Source organism: Pseudomonas sp. EL_65y_Pfl1_R83 (assembly GCF_963970695.1).
Classification (GTDB): Bacteria; Pseudomonadota; Gammaproteobacteria; order Pseudomonadales; family Pseudomonadaceae; genus Aquipseudomonas; species Aquipseudomonas tritici.
This window is the reverse complement of the sequence record NZ_CAXAQI010000009.1, coordinates 81530-101696: the sequence shown is the minus strand read 5'-3', so window position 1 is coordinate 101696 and position 20167 is coordinate 81530. Positions and strand designations below refer to the sequence as shown.

At 58.4% G+C, this 20167-nt stretch carries 16 protein-coding genes and 1 pseudogene; 8 read left to right on the top strand and 9 right to left on the bottom strand.

All coding sequences use genetic code 11. The annotated features are described in order from the left end of the window. The first annotated feature begins 695 nt into the window (after nt 1–695). The gene (locus AACY08_RS14920) at nt 696–2018 is read left to right on the top strand and encodes an OprD family porin (protein WP_339470121.1); all 1323 of its coding nucleotides are present in this window, start codon (nt 696–698) and stop codon (nt 2016–2018) included. A 176-nt stretch (nt 2019–2194) separates the two neighbouring features. On the opposite strand, the gene AACY08_RS14915 is transcribed toward AACY08_RS14920, so the two are convergent. Together AACY08_RS14915 and AACY08_RS14910 are read right to left on the bottom strand one after the other, a co-directional pair. Further along, nucleotides 2195–3037 carry a mechanosensitive ion channel family protein gene (locus AACY08_RS14915; protein WP_339470120.1) on the bottom strand — a complete coding sequence of 281 codons (843 nt, stop codon included), beginning with the start codon at nt 3035–3037 and terminating at the stop codon, nt 2195–2197. Nucleotides 3038–3173: 136 nt separating this feature from the next. Then, nucleotides 3174–3659: a YajQ family cyclic di-GMP-binding protein gene (locus AACY08_RS14910; protein WP_159955504.1), complete on the bottom strand. Its 486-nt coding sequence runs from the start codon at nt 3657–3659 to the stop codon at nt 3174–3176. 123 nt (nt 3660–3782) lie between these two features. Here AACY08_RS14910 and AACY08_RS14905 point away from each other — a divergent pair, with 123 nt between their 5' ends. From AACY08_RS14905 to AACY08_RS14895, 3 genes are read left to right on the top strand one after another with little or no spacing between them, the layout of a single operon-like run. Further along, nucleotides 3783–4700 (top strand): putative 2-dehydropantoate 2-reductase, encoded by a 918-nt coding sequence (locus AACY08_RS14905; protein ID WP_339470119.1) that lies wholly within the window; start codon nt 3783–3785, stop codon nt 4698–4700. A 46-nt stretch (nt 4701–4746) separates the two neighbouring features. Then, complete coding sequence (locus tag AACY08_RS14900; RefSeq protein ID WP_339470118.1) at nt 4747–6783, top strand: sensor histidine kinase; 2037 nt, start codon at nt 4747–4749, stop codon at nt 6781–6783. A gap of 2 nt (nt 6784–6785) precedes the next feature. Beyond that, nucleotides 6786–7364, top strand: coding sequence for a cob(I)yrinic acid a,c-diamide adenosyltransferase (locus AACY08_RS14895; protein ID WP_339417218.1), 579 nt, complete (start codon nt 6786–6788; stop codon nt 7362–7364). A 56-nt stretch (nt 7365–7420) separates the two neighbouring features. On the opposite strand, the gene AACY08_RS14890 is transcribed toward AACY08_RS14895, so the two are convergent. The 3 genes from AACY08_RS14890 to secA form a co-directional block, all read right to left on the bottom strand. Further along, nucleotides 7421–8365, bottom strand: a complete 945-nt coding sequence (locus AACY08_RS14890; RefSeq protein WP_339470117.1) for a Nudix family hydrolase — start codon at nt 8363–8365, stop codon at nt 7421–7423. A 22-nt stretch (nt 8366–8387) separates the two neighbouring features. After that, nucleotides 8388–9605, bottom strand: coding sequence for a bifunctional glutamate N-acetyltransferase/amino-acid acetyltransferase ArgJ (gene argJ, locus AACY08_RS14885; RefSeq protein WP_339470116.1), 1218 nt, complete (start codon nt 9603–9605; stop codon nt 8388–8390). Nucleotides 9606–9728: 123 nt separating this feature from the next. After that, nucleotides 9729–12464, bottom strand: a complete 2736-nt coding sequence (secA, locus tag AACY08_RS14880) for a preprotein translocase subunit SecA (RefSeq protein ID WP_339436027.1) — start codon at nt 12462–12464, stop codon at nt 9729–9731. 304 nt (nt 12465–12768) lie between these two features. Here secA and AACY08_RS14875 point away from each other — a divergent pair, with 304 nt between their 5' ends. After that, entirely contained in the window at nt 12769–13224 is a 456-nt protein-coding gene (locus tag AACY08_RS14875) for a DUF721 domain-containing protein (RefSeq protein ID WP_339470115.1), read from the top strand. Nucleotides 13225–13228: 4 nt separating this feature from the next. Here AACY08_RS14875 and AACY08_RS14870 read toward each other — a convergent pair whose 3' ends face one another. After that, the gene (locus AACY08_RS14870; protein ID WP_339470244.1) at nt 13229–14707 is read right to left on the bottom strand and encodes a helicase HerA-like domain-containing protein; all 1479 of its coding nucleotides are present in this window, start codon (nt 14705–14707) and stop codon (nt 13229–13231) included. Nucleotides 14708–14911: 204 nt separating this feature from the next. Here AACY08_RS14870 and AACY08_RS30480 point away from each other — a divergent pair. Continuing rightward, nucleotides 14912–15943 (top strand): annotated as a pseudogene (locus AACY08_RS30480) (HAMP domain-containing protein); the annotation flags it as partial. A gap of 93 nt (nt 15944–16036) precedes the next feature. Then, nucleotides 16037–16801, top strand: coding sequence for a methyl-accepting chemotaxis protein (locus tag AACY08_RS30475; RefSeq protein ID WP_371905447.1), 765 nt, complete (start codon nt 16037–16039; stop codon nt 16799–16801). Nucleotides 16802–16814: 13 nt separating this feature from the next. On the opposite strand, the gene AACY08_RS14860 is transcribed toward AACY08_RS30475, so the two are convergent. Both AACY08_RS14860 and purU read right to left on the bottom strand, forming a co-directional pair. Continuing rightward, nucleotides 16815–16985, bottom strand: coding sequence for a hypothetical protein (locus tag AACY08_RS14860; protein ID WP_339470113.1), 171 nt, complete (start codon nt 16983–16985; stop codon nt 16815–16817). An 86-nt stretch (nt 16986–17071) separates the two neighbouring features. Next, the gene (gene purU, locus AACY08_RS14855; RefSeq protein WP_339417226.1) at nt 17072–17920 is read right to left on the bottom strand and encodes a formyltetrahydrofolate deformylase; all 849 of its coding nucleotides are present in this window, start codon (nt 17918–17920) and stop codon (nt 17072–17074) included. Nucleotides 17921–18270: 350 nt separating this feature from the next. Between purU and mvaT the strand changes: the two genes are divergently transcribed. Beyond that, nucleotides 18271–18645: a histone-like nucleoid-structuring protein MvaT gene (gene mvaT, locus AACY08_RS14850; protein ID WP_005790963.1), complete on the top strand. Its 375-nt coding sequence runs from the start codon at nt 18271–18273 to the stop codon at nt 18643–18645. Between the two features lie 89 nt (nt 18646–18734). On the opposite strand, the gene sbcB is transcribed toward mvaT, so the two are convergent. Next, nucleotides 18735–20162 (bottom strand): exodeoxyribonuclease I, encoded by a 1428-nt coding sequence (sbcB, locus tag AACY08_RS14845; protein ID WP_339470111.1) that lies wholly within the window; start codon nt 20160–20162, stop codon nt 18735–18737. Between the last annotated feature and the right edge of the window lie 5 nt (nt 20163–20167).

The following is a 20167-nucleotide window of genomic DNA, read 5'->3' as shown; positions in this document are numbered from 1 at the left end:
GTCGAACCATTGCGACGAGACCCTCGATACAGAGGCCTCAACACAAAAAGGCATTGAGCCATCACTGCACATCGAGCCATGAGGGTTATTGCACCAAAATGACCCACTCATGCCTCAAAGCGAGCCTCCGTCTACCCACCGAATGGGGTGAACGGGTAACGTTTTTGCAAGATTAAGGATTTATGCACTCGCGGACAGCCAAAGAGCATGGGCATCGCGGCCAAACCAATCGGCGTAAAAACCCCGTGCTTATGCGGTTTTCACGAAGCTGCAACGTTTTTCACGAAAAAATGACATTCAATTTTCGGTTTGGGCGCGCTTGTTGCATTCATCCCCCTATCGTCGGCAACGGCACCTGAAGGGATCCAGGTGTTTCGCGATGAAAAAACAGCGGTTCAGTGTGCACCAGGGAAGATTTCAAACTTTAAAGTCACGTTTTCTACGCGCTTTTAACGGTTTGGACACCGCATTGAAGTTGTCAGTCTCGCTACAGTGAGGCTGTGAAATTGCGACATGGATCTAGCAATTTACGACCCGCTCGTCGCTCGTAAAGAAGCTGAAAGGAAAGTGGGGCAAGTATCGCCAACATTGTCAGCGTGATATAACTTTGCGCCGACACAAAAAGAAAGAGCCGCCCAGACAAAAATACAGGTGGGACGGCAGTACTCTTCCTAAAACCAAAGGAGCAAATCACGATGCGCGTGATGAAGTGGAGCATGATCGCCCTGGCTGTCTCAGCAGGCACTACGCAGTTCGCAATGGCGTCTTCTCAAGACGAATCCAAGGGTTTCCTCGAAGATCAAAGCCTCACGGCCAAGTCTCGGATGGAATACATGAACCGTGATTACAAGAATGGCGCGAGTAACCCTTCTTCGAGCACAAGCGGCTATCGTCAAGATACCGGTATCAGTGAGCTGCTCCAATACAAGTCCGGCTTCACGCAAGGTACCGTTGGTGTTGGCCTTGACGCATTCGTGATGGGCTCGGCCAAGCTGGATGGCGGTTCGGGCCGTCGCGGTAACGGCCTGTTCGCCAATGACAGTGATGGCAACCCTGAACGGACTCAGTCCAAGGGCGGCGCGGCCATCAAGTTCCGTATTTCCGATACTGTTTTGAAATACGGTCAACAAACCGTCGCCAGCCCTGTGTTCTCGACTGATGACAGCCGCCTGCTGCCTGAAATCGCTACGGGCACTATGATCACCTCCACTGAAATCAAAGGCCTGGAGCTGAGTGCAGGTCGCTTCACCGCCCTGAGCAAGCAAACCGGCATGGGCCGCGACAGCATCAGCGGTGTTTCCGACGGCTTCGACAATGGCAAAGGTCTGACCGCAGCCAATATCTTCGGCGCAACCTACGCATTTACCGAAGGCCTTACCGGCACTTTCGCAGCGTCGGATGTTGATCAGTACTTCAAGAAGCAGTATGTCAATCTGAACTACACCTTTCCGATGAGCGACACCCAATCGCTGAACTTCGATCTCAACGGGTACCGTACCCGGGGTGACAAGCGTGGTGACCAGGTCGATATGATCGGCGACGGTACTCGGGGTGTAGACAACAACCTGTGGAGCCTGCAAGCCGCCTACAGCATTGGCGCTCACAAGTTCACGATCGCTCACCAACGCTCCAGCGGTGACAACGGCTACTACTATGGCGTCGACGGTAACGGTACGATCTTCGTCTCCAACTCGATCCAGATCTCCGACTTCGTGGGTCGCGACGAACGTTCCTGGCAGGCTCGTTACGACATCAACATGGCGACCTACGGTGTTCCTGGCCTGAGCTTCATGACCCGCTACGTCAAAGGTGACAACATCAAGACCAATGGCTTGGGTGAAGGCAAGGAAAACGAGTGGGACGCAGAGTCCAAGTACGTTATGCAAAGCGGACCGGCCAAAGACCTGTCGTTCCGCCTGCGCTTCGCCATGTATCGCTCTAACGGTGCCTACAGTGGTTATTCCGCTGACAACAATGACACTCGTCTGATTGTCGAATACCCGTTGAGCATTTTGTAATTAACCGGTAGTTCGATTACCGTTTAAATGCAATAAAAAAACCGCATACCTGTTCGGGTACGCGGTTTTTTTATGTCTATTTTATTACTGTCAGGGCTTCAAATTACATAGCTAGCAAACTAACCATCACTGAGTCCGACTTTTCGCCCACGTTGCCTTGCAACAATCGTTATTTATTACTTCTCGGCTGTTTCCTGCACCACCCGAATAACCCGCTGCGGAAACGGAATATCAATTCCCACCGCTTTCAAACGGTCACGTGCCAGCTCATTGAACAAGAACACCAAATCCCAGTAATCCGACGTCTTGGTCCAGCAGCGCAGGGACACGGTGATCGAACTGTCGCCCAAGGTTGAAACCACGGCCACAGCCATCGGCTCCGCCAGCACGCGCGGATCTTGCGCCAACTCCAGCAGCACTTCGCGAGCTTTCTGCAGGTCAGCGTCATAGTCCACACCCACGTCAAACACGACCTTGCGAGTCGGCTGACGATTGGTATTGGTGATGATGCCGTTGGACAGGATGCCGTTAGGTAAGATCACCGTCTTGTTGTCGCCGGTACGCAGCACAGTGTGGAAGATCTGGATGCTGTCGACCGTACCCGAGGTGCCCTGGGCTTCGATCCAGTCACCAATACGGAACGGGCGGAACAACAGAATCAATACGCCGCCGGCGAAGTTGGCCAGGCTGCCTTGCAATGCCAGGCCAATGGCCAGGGTAGCGGCACCGATCGCAGCAACGAACGAGGTGGTCGCTACGCCGATCATTGAGGCCACGCTGACAATCAGCATGACTTTGAGCGCGATGTTCGCCAGGCTGGTGACGAAGTGCTGCAGTGCCAGGTCCGCGTTACGGATGGCCAGCAACCGCCCTACTCGGTGGGTAAATACGTTGATCAGCCACCAACCAATGGCCAGGGTGATTACTGCGAGCAATACCCGGCTGCCATATTCCATGATCATCGGGATCCACGACTGTGAGGTCTTGATCAAGTGATCCATTTCAGCGTTCAAATCCATCAACATTCTCCTGGTTACCGGATGTTCGGCGTATTCACGGGCCACAAATGCAATTGAGCCCCGTAGGGCTCAAGAGTGGGCGCAGGTGTGTGGGGCGTGGGACGTCAAAAACGCCCGCGGGTTCCCCAGTGTGCCATCAGTCGCGGAAGTTATTGAATTGCAGCGGCATATCGAACGTCTTGGCACGCAAGGCCGCGATGGCCTCTTGGAGGTCGTCACGCTTCTTGCCAGTGATACGCACCTGCTCACCCTGGATGGCGGCCTGGACTTTCAGCTTGGCGTCCTTGACGTGGGCAACGATCTTCTTCGCCAGCTCCTTATCGATGCCTTCCTTGAGCACGGCTTCCTGCTTCATCAGCTTGCCGGAGGCGTAGGCGTCCTTGATTTCAAGGCACTGCGCATCGATCTTGCGCTTGACCAGCGACAGCTTGAGGATCTCGATCATCGCTTCCAGCTGGAAATCGGCTTCAGCGGTCAGGTTGACGGTCAGGTCCTTTTCCTTGAATTCGAAGCTGCCCTTGCCTTTCAAGTCATAGCGGCGATCCAGCTCCTTGACGGCGTTCTCGACGGCGTTGGTGACTTCGTGTTTGTCCAGTTCGGATACCACGTCGAACGAAGGCATGTCATTTCTCCAATATAAGGGGCGGGCTCAGTAGAGATGGAGCGCGCCCGAGCTAAAATGCCGGAGCATTATAGCGGTTCTTTCGCCGCGTTCACTGTGAGCGACCCTACGGAGCACAAACTGATGTCGACCACCTGGCATATTCTCGGCGCTGGCAGCCTGGGCACACTCTGGGCCACTCGCCTGGCACGTGCGGGCGTGCCCGTAAGGTTGATCCTGCGCGATGAGGCACGCCTGGCCAGTTATCAGGCCGCCAAAGGGCTGACCCTGATAGAACAAGGCGTCGAACACACTTACCCAGTCATCGGCGAAACGCCCGACAGCCCCGAACCGATTCATCGCCTGCTGGTGGCGTGCAAAGCCTACGACGCCCAAGACGCTGTCGCACAGTTGCAACATCGACTGACACCCGATGCCGAGCTGATCCTGTTGCAGAACGGCCTGGGCAGCCAAGACGCAATGGCCGCGCAACTGCCCCAGGTTCGCTGCATCTTTGCCTCCAGCACCGAAGGCGCATTTCGCGATGGCGACTGGCGCGTGGTGTTCGCCGGCCATGGCTATACCTGGCTGGGAGACGCCAGCCACCCTACCCCGCCACTTTGGCTCGATGATTTGAACGCCGCCAGCATCCCCCACGATTGGAGCACCGATATCCTCACGCGGCTGTGGCGTAAATTGGCCCTCAATTGCGCGATCAACCCACTGACGGTGCTGTACCAGTGCCGCAATGGAGAACTGCAAGCCCATCACTGCGAAGTCGCCACCCTCTGCGCCGAACTCGGTGAACTGCTGGAATGCTGCGGCCAAGCCGCAGCCGCGCAGGACCTGCTGCAAGAAGTGGAACGGGTAATCCACGCCACGGCCGCCAACTACTCCTCCATGTTCCAGGACGTGGCCGCCGGCCGACGCACCGAAATCAGCTATCTATTGGGCTATGCTTGCCAGGCAGCCAGCCGTCATCAGTTGAGCCTGCCGCATTTGCAACAGCTGCAAGTACGCCTGGTCGAGCAGTTACTCGCGCGCGGATTGCCCCGCGACTGAGCCACGCGCTACCCTGCCCGTCTGTCTATTGCCTGGGAAAACCCTGATGCCGTTGCGCCAGCGTCTTGAAAACTTACCGGTCGGGCAGAAACTGCTGGCAGCCCTGCTGGTGCTGCTGACCACCGTCTTGCTGGTGGCCAACCTGACTTTTATCAGCGCTGCCTACTGGATCTCCCAGGAAAGCATGGCGCCCCAGGCGTTGCAGGCCATTGGCCGCCTGGTGTCCAACCCCGCGCTCGCCGCCGAGGCCCTTGAGTCGCCCGCGAAAGCTGACGCCCTGCTCAATGAGCTGACCAGCTATTCCCCCCTGCGTGCCGCCGCCCTGTACGACGGTGCTGGCAACCTTTTGGCGCAGATGCAACACGGCGACCGCCTGCACCTGCCGGACCACTACCGGCACATCGAAGCCTGGCGTGTCACCGAGTTTCGCAGCAATCAGATCATCACCCTGCCCCGTGCGGGCCAGCCGTCCGGGCATCTGTTGCTGGTGGCCAGCAGTGAATTGCCGGTGGCGTTCTATACCGGCACGCTCACGGCCAGCCTGGGTATCCTGATTTTCAGCGTGCTGCTGTGGCTGGTCATTGCCCGCCAGATCAAACGCCTGATCACCCGTCCGATCCACGAACTGGAAGAACTCTCGCGCCAAGTCACCCGCGAAGAGAACTACGCCCTGCGCGCCGGCCGCGGCAATCACGATGAAATCGGCAGCCTGGCCGAAGCCTTCAACACCATGCTGTCGCGTATCGAAGCGCGCGAGCAGCAACTCAAGCGTGCGCGTGACGACTCCCAGTCCGCCTATGACCAGGCCCAAGGCCTGGCCGAAGAAACGCGCCACACCAATCGCAAGCTCGAACTGGAAGTCCAGGTTCGCAGCAAGATCGAGAAAAAGCTCACCGGGTTTCAGAACTATCTGAACAGTATCATCGACTCGATGCCCTCAGCGCTGATCGCCCTGGATGAACAGCTCTACGTCACCCAATGGAACCAGGAGGCCAGCGCCCTCTCCGGCACGCGCCTGGATGAAGCCCTGAACCAGCCGATTTACCTGGCGTTCCAGCCGCTCAAACCGTACCTGCCGCAGATCAGGGCAGCCGTAGAACAGCACACGGTGGAGCGCATCGAGCGCGTCACGTGGTTCAAAGACGATGAGCCCAAGCACTATGCCCTGACCTTCTACCCGCTGATGGGGGGCGCTGGGCGTGGCGTGGTGATCCGGATCGATGACATCACCCAGCGCCTGTCCCTGGAAGAAATGATGGTGCAGTCGGAAAAAATGCTCTCTGTGGGTGGCCTGGCCGCTGGTATGGCCCATGAGATCAATAACCCGCTGGGGGCGATCCTGCATAACGTGCAGAACATCCGCCGCCGCTTGTCTCCCGACCTACCCAAGAACCTGGAGCACGCTGAACAGGCTGGCATCGAACTGGACACGGTCAACCGTTACCTCGAAGGCCGCGAAGTGCCGCAACTGCTCGATGGTATTCAGCAGGCCGGAGCCCGGGCGGCGAAGATCGTCACCCATATGCTCAGTTTCAGCCGCCGTAGCAACCGGCAAATGGCGCCTTGCGATTTGCCGGCGCTGATCGACCAAGCCGTGGAAATCGCCGGTAACGACTTCGACCTTGCTATCGGCTTTGACTTCAAGGGTCTGGCGATCACCCGCCAGTTCGACCCCCAACTGGGCCCGGTTCCGGGCACTGCCAACGAGTTGGAACAGGTGCTGCTCAACCTGCTGAAAAATGCCGCCCAGGCCATCCACCTGCGTGCAGACGGTAGTGAGCCGGGGCACATTATCCTGCGTACCCGTCTCAACCCGCCGTGGGCGGAGATCCAGGTGGAAGACAACGGCATCGGCATGAGCGAGAACGTGCGTAAGCGCACCTTCGAACCGTTCTTTACCACCAAGGAAATCGGCCAGGGCACCGGGCTTGGGCTGTCGGTGTCCTATTTCATCATCACCAACAACCACAAAGGCCAGATGGAGGTGCACTCCACCCTCGGCCAAGGCACCTGCTTCACCCTGCGCCTACCCTTGGCCGGCAGCCAACTGCCCGCCTACGAATTGAACCAACTGGAGCACTGACCATGGGCTTTCGCCTGTCGAAGATCTACACCCGCACTGGCGACACCGGCGAAACCGGCCTGGGCGACGGCCGCCGCGTGCCCAAGGACCACCCACGGGTGGAAGCCATTGGTGAAGTGGATACGCTGAACAGCCAGCTGGGGTTGCTGCTGGCCAATCTTGAAGAGCAAAGCGGCAAGCACCCTGAGTTGATGGATGTGGTTGAAGTACTCACGCCTTGCCAGCATCGACTGTTCGACTTGGGCGGTGAGTTGGCCATGCCGGTGTACAAGGCATTGAATGCGGCAGAAGTGGACCGGCTGGAAGCGGCAATTGATCGCTGGAATGAGGAAGTGGGCCCGCTGGAGAACTTCATCCTGCCCGGTGGCTCGGCGTTGATCGCCCAGGCCCATGTATGCCGCAGCCTGGCACGCACTGCGGAGCGGCGGTGTCAGCACTTGAATGCGGTGGAGCCGTTGGAAGGGGTCGGGTTGGCGTATATCAATCGATTGTCGGATTTGTTGTTTGTGGCGGCGCGGGTGATTGCCAGGCGTCAGGGTGTTGCTGAGGTGTTGTGGCAGGCAGCGGCCAAGCCTCACTGACAAACCCTCGCGTAGCAGCTGTCGAGCTCAAGCGAGGCAGCTGCTAGGGTGGAGTTTCATGCCTCGGGCCAGAACGCCCTGATCCCAGCGACACCTTGAGCCCCAGCCTCCCAAGCCTTTTCCCGCTCAGCAGGCCCAACTCCACCCAACAGAAACACCGGTTTGCTGAACCCGCTGATCAACTCAGCCGCCTGCTCCCAACCCAACGGCTGTGCATCAGGATGAGTCTGCGTCGGCTGCACTGGCGACAGCGTGACAAAATCCACGTCCATCATTTCCGCCAGCGCCAACTCCTCGGCAGAGTGGCAAGACGCCGCCAACCAGCGATCTTTAGGCAGCGGCCGGCCTTTGCTCGCATATTTACGCAGTTGCGCCGAAGTCATGTGCCAGCCCGCCGAAGGAAAATCCCCCAACCACTCAAATGGCCCCTTGAGCATCAACTGAGCCTTGCCCGCGCACAAACCCACCGCATCCACCGCAAGATCGCGGTATTTGGGGTCGTAGCCGTTGGGTGCACGCAACTGAACCAGCTTGATGCCGCCGGCGATGGCTTGCTGGATACCGCGCAACAGTGTCGGGGTTTCCAGCTCGCCAGGGGTGATCAGGTATTCAGCCGGCAAACGCGCAGCCGCCACAATCGGCGCATTGGCTGCCGGGAACTCATAGTTGAGCAGGTCCCGAGGGGCAACCCATTCCAGCGGCTGCCCTTCGGCGCCGTGGGGTTCGCCGGTAAAGGCCGAGACTTCCCAGACATCCAGCAACACCTGCTTGTCCGGGTAATCATGTTGCACCTTGATCAGCGGCCGCGCCGTGGTGACCTGGATGCCCAGCTCTTCCTGCAATTCGCGCGACAGTGCGCTGGCGACCGACTCATCAGCCTCCACCTTGCCTCCAGGAAACTCCCAGAGGCCGCCCTGATGCTGGGTATCGGCGCGGCGCGCCAGCAGGATCCTGCCGTCGACACCGCGGATCACCGCTGCTGCTACATGCACTCGTTTCACCGCGCTTTTCCTTTTTTTGCTATCAGGTACGGTATTCCGCGTTGATCTTCACGTACTCGTGGGACAGGTCGGTGGTCCAGATGGTTTCGCTGCACTCGCCGCGACCGAGCTCGATGCGGATGGTGATTTCTTCCTGCTGCATCACCGCCGAGCCTTGGGCTTCGGTGTAGGTCTCGGCGCGGGCGCCACGGCTGGCAATGCACACATCACCGAGAAACACGTCGATCTTGCTCACGTCCAGGTCTGGCACGCCGGCACGGCCGACTGCTGCCAGGATACGGCCCCAGTTAGGGTCAGAGGCGAACAATGCGGTCTTGATCAGTGGCGAGTGAGCCACGGTGTAACCGACATCCAGGCATTCCTGGTGATTGCCGCCGCCGTTGACTTCAACCGTCACAAACTTGGTCGCACCCTCGCCGTCACGCACGATGGCCTGGGCCACGTCCATGCACACTTCGAACACTGCCTGCTTCAAGGCCGCGAACAGCGGGCCGCTGGCCTCGGTGATTTCCGGCAGGTTGGCCTGGCCGGTGGCGATCAGCATGCAGCAGTCGTTGGTCGAGGTATCGCCATCGATGGTGATGCGGTTGAACGACTTGTTGGCGCCGTCCAGGATCAAGCTGTGCAGCACGTCGCGAGAGACTTTGGCGTCGGTGGCGATGTAACCGAGCATGGTGGCCATGTTCGGGCGGATCATGCCTGCGCCCTTGCTGATGCCTGTCACGGTGACGGTCACGCCGTCGTGCACGAACTGGCGGCTCGCGCCTTTTGGCAGGGTGTCGGTGGTCATGATGCCGGTAGCCGCTGCCGCCCAGTTATCCACAGACAGGTCATCGAGTGCGGCTTGCAGTGCGCCTTCGATTTTTTCCACGGGCAGCGGCTCACCGATTACGCCAGTGGAGTACGGCAGCACGTGGCTGGCGTCGACGCCGGTCAACTGGGCCAGCTTGGCGCAGGTGCGAGCAGCAGCAACCAGGCCAGGCTCGCCGGTCCCGGCGTTGGCATTGCCGGTGTTGGTCAGTAAGTAACGGATGGTGCCAGCCACGCGTTGCTTGGCCAGGATCACCGGCGCGGCACAGAACGCATTGAGGGTGAACACCCCGGCGACGGTCGAGCCTTCGGCGCAACGCATCACCACCACATCCTTGCGACCCGGGCGTTTGATGCCGGCCGAAGCGATACCCAGTTCAAAACCGGCAACCGGGTGCAATGTGGGCAAAGGACCAAGACCAACAGCCATGAATGCGCTCCTTAAAAATGGGTGATGTCTGTACCGTCATGATCGACGGCGAAATTAATGGCAAAACGCCGCGACGGCAGAGGCCGGTCGCGGCGCAGGGTGTTGCAGCGTCAGGCAGAAATCTTATTCGATCTGGCCGTGGCAGTGTTTGAACTTCTTGCCCGAACCGCAATAGCACAGCTCGTTGCGACCCAGCTTCTGGTCGTTGCGAACCGGGGTTTGAGCCAGGGCCACATCAGTCTCTTCGGCCAGTACTTCAGGGGCTTCCAGACCTGGCGCCTCGTCATGCTGGAACTGCATGCGTGCCGCCAGTGCCTCGGCCTCCTCGCGCAGGCGGGCCTCTTCCTCGATCGGGTCTTCGCGACGCACCTGAACATGGGACAGCACGCGGATCGAATCGCGCTTGATCGAATCCAGCAGTTCGGAGAACAACGTGAACGACTCGCGCTTGTACTCCTGCTTCGGGTTCTTCTGGGCGTAGCCACGCAGGTGGATACCGTGACGCAGGTGGTCCATGGTCGACAGGTGGTCTTTCCACAGGTCGTCCAGCACGCGCAGTACGATTTGCTTCTCGAACGTGCGCAGTGCTTCGGCACTCGCCTGCTCTTCTTTCTCGTTGTACGCAGCCAGCAGCTCGGCCATCAGCTTCTCGCGCAGCGTCTCTTCGTACAGGTGATCGTCTTCGTCCAGCCATTGCTGAACCGGCAAGTCGACACCGAAGTCGCTCTTCAACGCCGCTTCCAGGCCGGCAACATCCCACTGTTCCGGCAGGGATTGTGGCGGGATGTGAGCGCTGACGGTGGCATTGAGCACGTCCTGACGGAAGTCAGCAATGGTCTCGCCAATGTTGTCGGCGGCCAGCAACGTGTTACGCATGTGATAGATCACTTTACGCTGTTCGTTGTTGACGTCATCGAACTCGAGCAGTTGCTTACGAATATCGAAGTTACGCCCTTCAACCTTGCGCTGTGCCTTCTCGATGGCGTTGGTCACCATACGGTGCTCGATCGCTTCACCGGACTGCATGCCCAAAGCCTTCATGAAATTCTTCACGCGGTCCGAGGCGAAGATGCGCATCAGGCTGTCTTCCAGCGACAGGTAGAAGCGGCTGGAACCGGCGTCACCCTGACGACCGGCACGACCACGCAGCTGGTTGTCGATACGACGCGATTCGTGACGCTCGGAAGCGATCACCTGCAGGCCACCGGATTCCAGCACGGCCTGGTGGCGTTTCTGCCAATCCGCCTTGATCTGCGCGATCTGCTCTGGAGTCGGGTCTTCCAGCGAAGCCACTTCCACTTCCCAGTTACCGCCCAACAGGATGTCGGTACCACGACCGGCCATGTTGGTGGCGATGGTCAGCGCGCCTGGGCGACCCGCCTGGGCGATGATCTCGGCTTCTTTTTCGTGGAACTTGGCGTTGAGGACCTTGTGCTCGATGCCTTCCTTATTGAGCAGGCTGGACATGTGTTCGGACGTTTCGATGGTGGCAGTACCCACCAGCACTGGACGGCCGTGAGTCATGCATTCCTTGATGTCGGCGACGATCGCTGCATATTTCTCGTCGGCAGTCAGGAAGACCAGGTCGTTGTAGTCCTTACGCGCCAGCGGCTTGTTCGGCGGGATAACCATCACCGACAGACCGTAGATCTGGTGGAATTCGAACGCTTCAGTGTCGGCCGTACCGGTCATGCCGGACAGTTTGTTGTACAGACGGAAGTAGTTCTGGAACGTGGTGGAGGCCAACGTCTGGCTTTCAGCCTGGATGTTGAGCACTTCCTTGGCTTCGATAGCCTGGTGCAGGCCCTCGGACAGACGACGCCCCGGCATGGTACGGCCGGTGTGTTCGTCAACCAGAACGACTTGGCCGTCCTGCACGATATATTCGACGTTGCGATGGAACAGCTTGTGGGCGCGCAGACCGGCATACACGTGGGTCAACAGGCCCAGGTTGTGCGCCGAGTACAGGCTTTCGCCTTCGGCCAGCAGGCCGATCTGGGTGAGCATGTCTTCGACGAACTGGTGGCCGCCTTCGTTGAGTTCGACCTGGCGGGTCTTCTCATCGATGGTGAAGTGACCTTCTTTGGTCACTACGCCTTCCACTTCTTCGATGTGCTGCTCCAGACGCGGGATCAACTTGTTGATCTCGGTGTACAGGCGCGAGCTGTCTTCGGCCTGGCCGGAGATGATCAGTGGGGTACGGGCTTCGTCGATGAGGATGGAGTCGACTTCGTCGATCACGGCAAAGTTGAGTTCGCGCTGGAATTTCTCATCCATGCTGAACGCCATGTTGTCGCGCAAGTAGTCGAAACCGAATTCGTTGTTGGTGCCGTAGGTGATGTCGGCAGCGTAGGCGGCACGCTTCTCTTCCGGCGGCTGGAACGGCGTCACAACGCCGACGGTCAGGCCGAGGAATTCATAGAGCGGGCGCATCCAGTTGGCGTCCCGGCGAGCCAGGTAGTCGTTCACCGTTACAACGTGCACGCCCTTGCCGGACAGTGCGTTGAGGTAAACGCCCAGGGTAGCCACCAGGGTCTTGCCTTCACCGGTACGCATTTCGGCAATCATGCCTTCATGCAAGGTCATGCCGCCGATCAACTGGACGTCGAAGTGGCGCATGCCCATGACACGCTTGCCGGCTTCTCGGGCGACCGCAAAGGCTTCGGGAAGCAGCTTGTCGAGGGTTTCACCTTTGGCTATGCGGGCCTTGAACTCTTCGGTCTTGGCGCGCAATTGCTCGTCCGAAAGGGCAACCATCTGCTCTTCGAAGGCATTGACCAGCTGCACCGTCTTGAGCATGCGTTTGACTTCACGCTCATTCTTGCTTCCAAAAAGTTTCTTTAACAAAGGCGCAAACATATCGGCAGGTTCTTCCACACATAGGGATGGAGGGCGCACCGTCAGTGGCCCGAGCAGCCCTCACGGCCGCATGCGAACGCGCATTCTACCCGGATTCGTGGGTGAGGAAAGTGGCGTTGTTCCGCGAGGCTGGCATAGCGCCGTGAGAGGGCACGTTTAAAATAAGGGCTTTTGCTGGAACTTCAACCCATGGAGCGAAGAAGTTACTGATTGATTTCACGCACAAAACCCACGAAGGCATGGCCTGGGGGCATACAAGCGCTTTCTGCTAAGATGGCCGCTCTGTTACTTAAGGTGTCCAATAATGGCATTTCGCCCCCTAACAGCCCGCGCGCCGGCCGTGTTGCTGCGCGAAGCCAAGCCGTTGAAAGCTATCTTTGGCCATGCGCAACGCTTGGGCCATCTGCAACGCCTTCTCGAAAGCCAGCTGCAACCCGCCGCGCGCGAACACTGCCGCGTGGCGTCGTGGCGTGAGGGGAACCTGCTGCTTATTGTCACAGATGGTCACTGGGCAACGCGTTTGCGTTATCAGCAAAAACGCCTGCAGCGTCAATTGATGACCTTTGATGAGTTTGCGGGTTTGACGCGCGTCCAATTCAAAGTACAACCGCCCACCCCCCTACCCGGCGTGAAGGGTCATACCCTGGACCTCTCGACAAATGCGGCCGAAACCATTCAGGCAACGGCCGACGGGATCAGCGACCCCGGCTTGCGCGCGGCGCTTGAGCGGCTGGCCGCCCACGCCAAGCCCAAACCCTGATTCGCTATTTGCGTTTGCTCCCGCCCAATAACGACCCCAATAAACCACGCACCAGTTGCCGGCCCATCTGATTGGCGGCTTGCTGCATCGCGGACTTCAGCGCCTTGCCCGCCGTCGTGCCGAGAAACGCCCCGGCCCTGTCGGTAAAGCTTGGCTCATCGGTGGCCGGCGCGGCCTCCTCGGTCGGCCCAAGCTCCTTGCGTGACATCAGCACTTCATAAGCGGATTCCCGATCGATCGGTTTGTCATACCGGCGCTGCAAGGGCGAACTGGCGATCAAGGCAGCGCGCTCGGTTTCGCTGAGCGGCCCGATCCGTGATTGTGGCGGTGCGACCAGTACGCGCTGGACCACCTCCGGCGTGCCCTTTTCCTGCAAGGTGCCCACCAAAGCCTCACCCGTGCCCAGTTCGGTCAATACCGACAACGCGTCAAAGGCCGGGTTTGGCCGGAAGCCGTCCGCTACGGCGCGCAAAGACTTCTGTTCTTTAGTGGTAAACGCCCGCAGGCCATGCTGGATGCGCAGGCCGAGTTGGGCCAATACGCTGTCCGGCAGGTCGCCTGGCGACTGGGTGACAAAATACACGCCAACGCCTTTCGAACGAATCAGCCGCACCACCTGCTCCAAACGCTCTTGCAACGCCTTGGGCGTGTCGGCGAACAGCAAATGCGCTTCGTCAAAAAACAGTGCGAGCAGCGGTTTGTCGGCGTCACCGCGCTCGGGCAGTTGCTCGAACAATTCCGCCAACAGCCACAGCAGGAACGTCGCGTATACCTTCGGCGCTTCGTGCACCAAGCGGCTGGCGTCCAGCAGGTGGATGCGCCCGCGCCCGTCGCTGGTGGGCTGCAGGATATCTTCCAATTGCAAGGCCGGCTCGCCAAACAAGGCTTCGGCGCCCTGCTGTTCCAACACCGCTAGGCGTCGTAACAATGCCTGGCTGGAACCAGTGGTCATCAGCGCTGCGTCTTCGCCCAGCAATTCCGGGTGATAGCGCAGATGGTTAAGCAGTGCCTTGAGGTCTTTGAGGTCCAGAAGCAACAGGCCTTCGCGATCCGCCACCTTGAAGGCTGCGTAGAGGGCCGACTGCTGGCTGTCGGTAAGTTCCAGCAGGCTACCGAGCAACAACGGCCCCATTTCGCTGATAGTGGTGCGCAACGGATGGCCAGACTGCCCGTGGATGTCCCACAGCGTGACCGGATAAGCCTTGGCCGTGTAATTCAGGAAAGGCATGCCGGCGATACGCTCGGCCACCTTGCCTTGGGGGTTCGCCGCAGCGCCCAGGCCGCACAGGTCACCCTTGATGTCGGCGGCAAACACTGCCACGCCGGCATCACTGAAGGCTTCGGCCAGACGTTGCAACGTGACGGTCTTGCCCATGCCGGTGGCGCCGGCGATCAACCCGTGACGGTTGGCCAAGCGCATGGCCTGGGCGATAGGCTGGCCAGTAAGGTCAGCACCGATAAGGAGTTGCGTGGAGTCAGGCATTTCGTCACCCATGGTTAATCTTTACTGTCGTCAGGTCGATACAGGACTATGTGAGACCCACAAAGTCTAAAAATAGGTCGGATAGTTCCTACAGGGACCCACAGCGCTATCAAACGAATTATTACACCTTTTTTGACGCTACTATTTTGCGTATCCCACGAGGACGCGCCTCGGATATTAAGACCATAGCGGACCCTACAAGCCATGAATAAAAATCTGCGTTTCAGCCATAAAATCCTGCTTGCAGCCTCCCTTATCGTCATCGCCGCTTTCGCGCTGTTTACCCTCTACAACGATTACCTGCAACGCAACGCGATTCGTGACGACCTCAACAACTACCTGCATGAAATGGGCGATGTCACCGCCAGCAACATTCAAACCTGGCTGACCGGGCGCATTGCACTGGTCGAAAACGCCGCGCAAAACATCGCTATCAACCCCGAGCCTGCCGCCGTTGCCAGCCTGCTGGAACAAAAAACACTGACCTCTTCGTTCATGGCAACCTACGTCGGCGACAGCAAGGGTGCCTTCACCATCCGCCCCGACACCAAGATGCCGGACGGCTTCGATCCGCGTGTGCGCCCCTGGTACAAAGGCGCCCAGAGCAGCAACGGTTCAACCCTGACCGAACCCTACATCGATGCCGCCACCGGCAAACTGATCATTTCCGTTGCCACCCCCAGCACCCAGGGCACCCAGAGCATCGGCGTGGTCGGTGGCGACCTGAGCCTGAAAACCCTAGTGGATAACATTGGCGCGCTGAACTTCGGCGGCATGGGTTATGCCTTCCTGGTCAGTGCCGATGGCAAAGTACTGGTACACCCGGACAAAAACCTGGTGATGAAGACCCTGGCCGACGTGTACCCGAAAAACACCCCGAAGATCAGTGCAGACTTCAGCGAAGTCGAGGCCAACGGCAAAGACGCTATCGTGACCTTTACACCGATCAAGGGCCTGCCCTCGGTGAACTGGTACCTCGGCATTTCGGTAGATAAAGACAAATCCTTCGCCATGCTCAGCGAGTTCCGCACTTCCGCGGTCATCGCTACGATCATTGCCGTGGTGATCATCATCGCCCTGCTCGGCATGCTGATCCGCGTGCTGTTGCAACCACTGCATCTGATGACGCGCGCCATGCAGGACATTGCAGACGGCGAAGGCGATCTGACCCGTCGCCTGAGCATCCAGAACAATGATGAATTCGGCACACTGGGTAACGCATTCAACCGGTTTGTGGAGCGTATTCATACCTCGATCCGTGAAGTGTCCTCCGCCACCGAACAGGTCAATGAAGTGGCACTGCGGGTCGTCAGCGCGTCCAATTCGTCGATGGTCAACTCCGACGAGCAGGCCAACCGCACCAACAGCGTGGCTGCCGCCATCAACGAACTGGGCGCCGCCGCCCAGGAAATCGCGCGTAATGCCGCTCAAGCGTCGAGCCAGGCCAGCGACGCGCGGCACTTGGCCGAAGACGGCCAGCAAGTGGTGGAGCGCAATATCAAGGCGATGAACCAACTGTCGGCGATGATCAGCGCTTCCAGCAGCAACATCGAAGCGCTGAATAGCAAGACAGTGAATATCGGCCAGATTCTTGAGGTGATCACCAGTATTTCCCAGCAAACCAACCTGCTGGCACTGAACGCCGCCATCGAAGCGGCCCGCGCAGGGGAAGCCGGACGTGGGTTTGCGGTGGTCGCGGACGAAGTGCGCAACCTGGCTCACCGCACCCAAGAATCGGCGCAACAAGTACAAACGATGATCGAGGAACTGCAGATCGGCGCCCGGGATTCGGTCAGCACCATGAGTGAAAGCCAGCGTCACAGCCTCGACAGTGTGGACATCGCCAACCTGGCCGGCGAACGCCTGAACAGTGTGACTCAGCGTATCGGTGAGATCGATGGCATGAACCAGTCGGTCGCCACTGCCACTGAAGAACAAACCTCGGTGGTGGAGTCGATCAACATGGACATTACCGAGATCAACACCCTCAATCAGGAAGGCGTGGAAAACCTGCAATCCACGCTGCGCGCCTGTGGTGACCTTGAGCGGCAAGCGTCACGACTGAAGCAATTGGTGGGCAGTTTCCGCATCTGATCCAGGCGGGCGATTACGCGTCCTCGGGATCGGCCTTACCCTGCTCCTGCTCCCACAACTCGGCGGCACCGGGAAATTCGGTGCCGTCCTCACTGTCGAGGTCATCCGGGTCATATCGGCTCAAACACCCTTCCCCCAGGGTCGCCGGGGCTTTTGACGTGGCTTTGTCCAGCGGGTCACTCATGACTCAATCCTCAACAGCGCACAAAGAAAAAGGGCCTGGAGCGATTTAACGCCCAGGCCCTTCATTCTTCAATCACAACACGTCGGTCAGAACACGACCGTCTTGTTGCCGTGCACCAGCACGCGGTCTTCCAAGTGGTAACGCAGGCCACGGGCCAGGACCATCTTTTCGACGTCACGGCCGAAACGCACCATGTCCTCAATGCTGTCGCTGTGGCTGACACGCACCACGTCTTGCTCGATGATCGGACCAGCGTCCAGTTCTTCGGTGACGTAGTGGCAGGTCGCACCGATCAACTTCACGCCGCGCAGAGAAGCCTGGTGGTAAGGCTTGGCCCCTACGAACGATGGCAGGAAGCTGTGGTGGATGTTGATCACCTTGCCAGCATATTCGCGGCATAGCTCCGGCGGCAGGATCTGCATGTAGCGCGCCAGCACCACAACGTCGGCTTCATGTTGCTTGACCAGGCGCGAGACTTCGGCGAACGCCGGCTCCTTGTCCTGCGGGTTGACCGGCACGTGGCAATACGGGATGCCATGCCATTCAACCATGCTGCGCAGGTCGTCATGGTTGGAAATCACGCAAGCGATCTCGCAGTCCAGTTCATCGCTGTGCCAGCGGTGCAGCAAATCAGCCAGGCAGTGGGATTCGCGACTGGCCATCAACACCACACGTTTTTTCTGCTCGGTGTCGGTGACGTGCCAGGTCATCGAAAACTCTTCGGCGATCGGCGCAAACGCCTCGCGGAAGGCATCAAGACCAAAAGGCAGCGAGTCGGCACGAATCTCGTGACGCATGAAGAACCAACCGCTGAGATTGTCCGAGTGATGACTCGCTTCGGTGATCCAACCATTGTGGGAGGCCAGAAAGTTACTGACTTTGGCAACGATGCCGACCCGGTCCGGGCAAGCAATCACCAGCCGAAAAGTGCGCATTAGGGGAAAACTCCAGAACTTCGCAAAGGCCGCCATTCTAGCGATTGCGCGAGAAAACTGCAGTATTCGTTGAAGCTTATTCTGATCGCAGGCCCGTACCATGCCCCTTAATAGCCTATGGCTTTACCACCTTTATATGAATCTACTGCGTTACCCGATGGGTGTTCCTCGCATGTCAAGCAGGTTATCTTTAGGTTGACGCCCTAGTAATTAACTCGAATGCATAGCAAGGCTACAAACATTCAAAGTAATTCACATAAATACGACCTTAAATGTTTACTTGGGGAAACCGCCTGACTATTATTGGGCCACTGTCCCTGTCAATCAGCGCTCTACATAAGGTAGTCCACATGTCTCTGATCAACGAATACCGTGCCACCGAAGAAGCTATCAAAGAGCTGCAAGCCCGTTTGAAGAATCTGTCCCAAGACGACAAACTGCAAACCGAGCTGGAATTCGAAGGCAAATTGCGCACCCTGATGGGTGAATACTCCAAATCCCTGCGTGACATCATCGCGCTGCTGGATCCAGAGTCGAAAGTTAAAGCACCGCGCGGCGCGGTAAAAACTACTGGCACCAAGCGCGCTCGCAAGGTCAAGCAATACAAAAACCCGCACAACGGTGAAGTGATTGAAACCAAAGGTGGCAACCACAAAACCCTGAAAGAGTGGAAAGCCAAGTGGGGCGGTGACGTGGTTGAAGGCTGGGCTACCCTGCTGGGCTAAGACTCGCCAGGCCTGCGCCTGATACGCAACATTTTAAAAACGCCAGCCTGCTGGCGTTTTTTATTGCCTGCCTATTTTGTCAAAGTCGACTACAGGTTTACCTTGGCGGCCAGAGAGTCCGCATACTCCTGCCACTGCTCCAGTACCTCAGCCTGCAACGGCGTTGCACTAACGGAAAACTCTTGCCGAGCCTGCTTAAATGCCCTGAGGGTATTCGGCGCGCCCCACTGCGGGTCAGACAAACGTTGCTGACAGAAAAGTGCCCAGCGTTGTTGCTCCTCATTGTTCAAGGTATCGGGGAAGTTACGCGCGCGGTAGCGAAACAATAATTCAGGCAAACGCTGATCATCAAAAGGCCATTGCTGGCGAGCTAATTGCGCAGGCTCGGCCATCCGGACTTGTTCGCATAAGCGCCGATCACGATCTCCGATAAAACCATCATAAAGCTGTTGCTCCGGGTCTGAACTCGGTACGAAATCTTCCTCGGCGTAAATGGCCGCCAACTTATCGCGCCAAAGTTCCTGTGCGTCAGTTAGCCGCAGCGCTCGTTCCTGATAGATGTTCATATCCAAGTGCAAGCGTTCACGGTCTTCAGCCCGCAGCACATTCAACGGGGCAACCACCGGGCAGCGATTGATATGTACCAACTTGAGCGGTACCGGCAGCTCACCCTCGCCAAGATCGTCACGACGGGTGTAAAGGCGCTGGCGCAAGGCATCCGCATCAAGGTCAAGCAACCCTTGCGGATCAAGCCCCAGATCGCAGACGATCAATGCATTACGGTTGCGCGGGTGCCACGCCAGCGGCAGCACCACCCCCAGGTAATGGCGCTCGGCGGAAAAACGCCCGGAGATATGCACCATCGGTTGCAGCAGGCGCACCTGGTCCATCACACGTTGCTTGCTGCGCAGTTGAAACAACCATTCATACAGCTTGGGCTGTTTCTCACGAACCCGTCGAGCCAACGCAATCGTGGCGCGTACATCGGACAACGCATCATGAGCCTGGCCATGGTCGATACCGTTGGCTTCGGTCAGGCGCTCCAGCTTGAGCGTGACACGCCCATCCTGTTGCGGCCATTCAATACCTTCCGGGCGCAAGGCATAGGCCGTGCGGACCACGTCGATTAAATCCCAGCGACTGTTACCGCCCTGCCACTCCCGCGCGTAAGGGTCGAAAAAATTGCGGTACAGGCTGTAGCGCGTCATTTCATCGTCAAATCGCAAGGTGTTGTAGCCGGCGCCGCACGTACCCGGCGCGGCCAGTTCAGCATGCACTCGCGTCATGAAGTCGGCCTCGGCCAGGCCTTTTTCCGCGAGTATTGCGGGCGTGATACCGGTAATCGCGCAGGCGACGGGATGCGGCAGGATATCGTCGCTGGGCTGGCAGTAAAGATTGACCGGCGCGCCAATCTCATTGAGTTCAAAGTCCGTCCGGATGCCGGCTACCTGGAGTGGACGATCGCTACGCGGGTTGATGCCGGTGGTTTCATAGTCGTACCAGAAAATGGAGGTCACGGGCT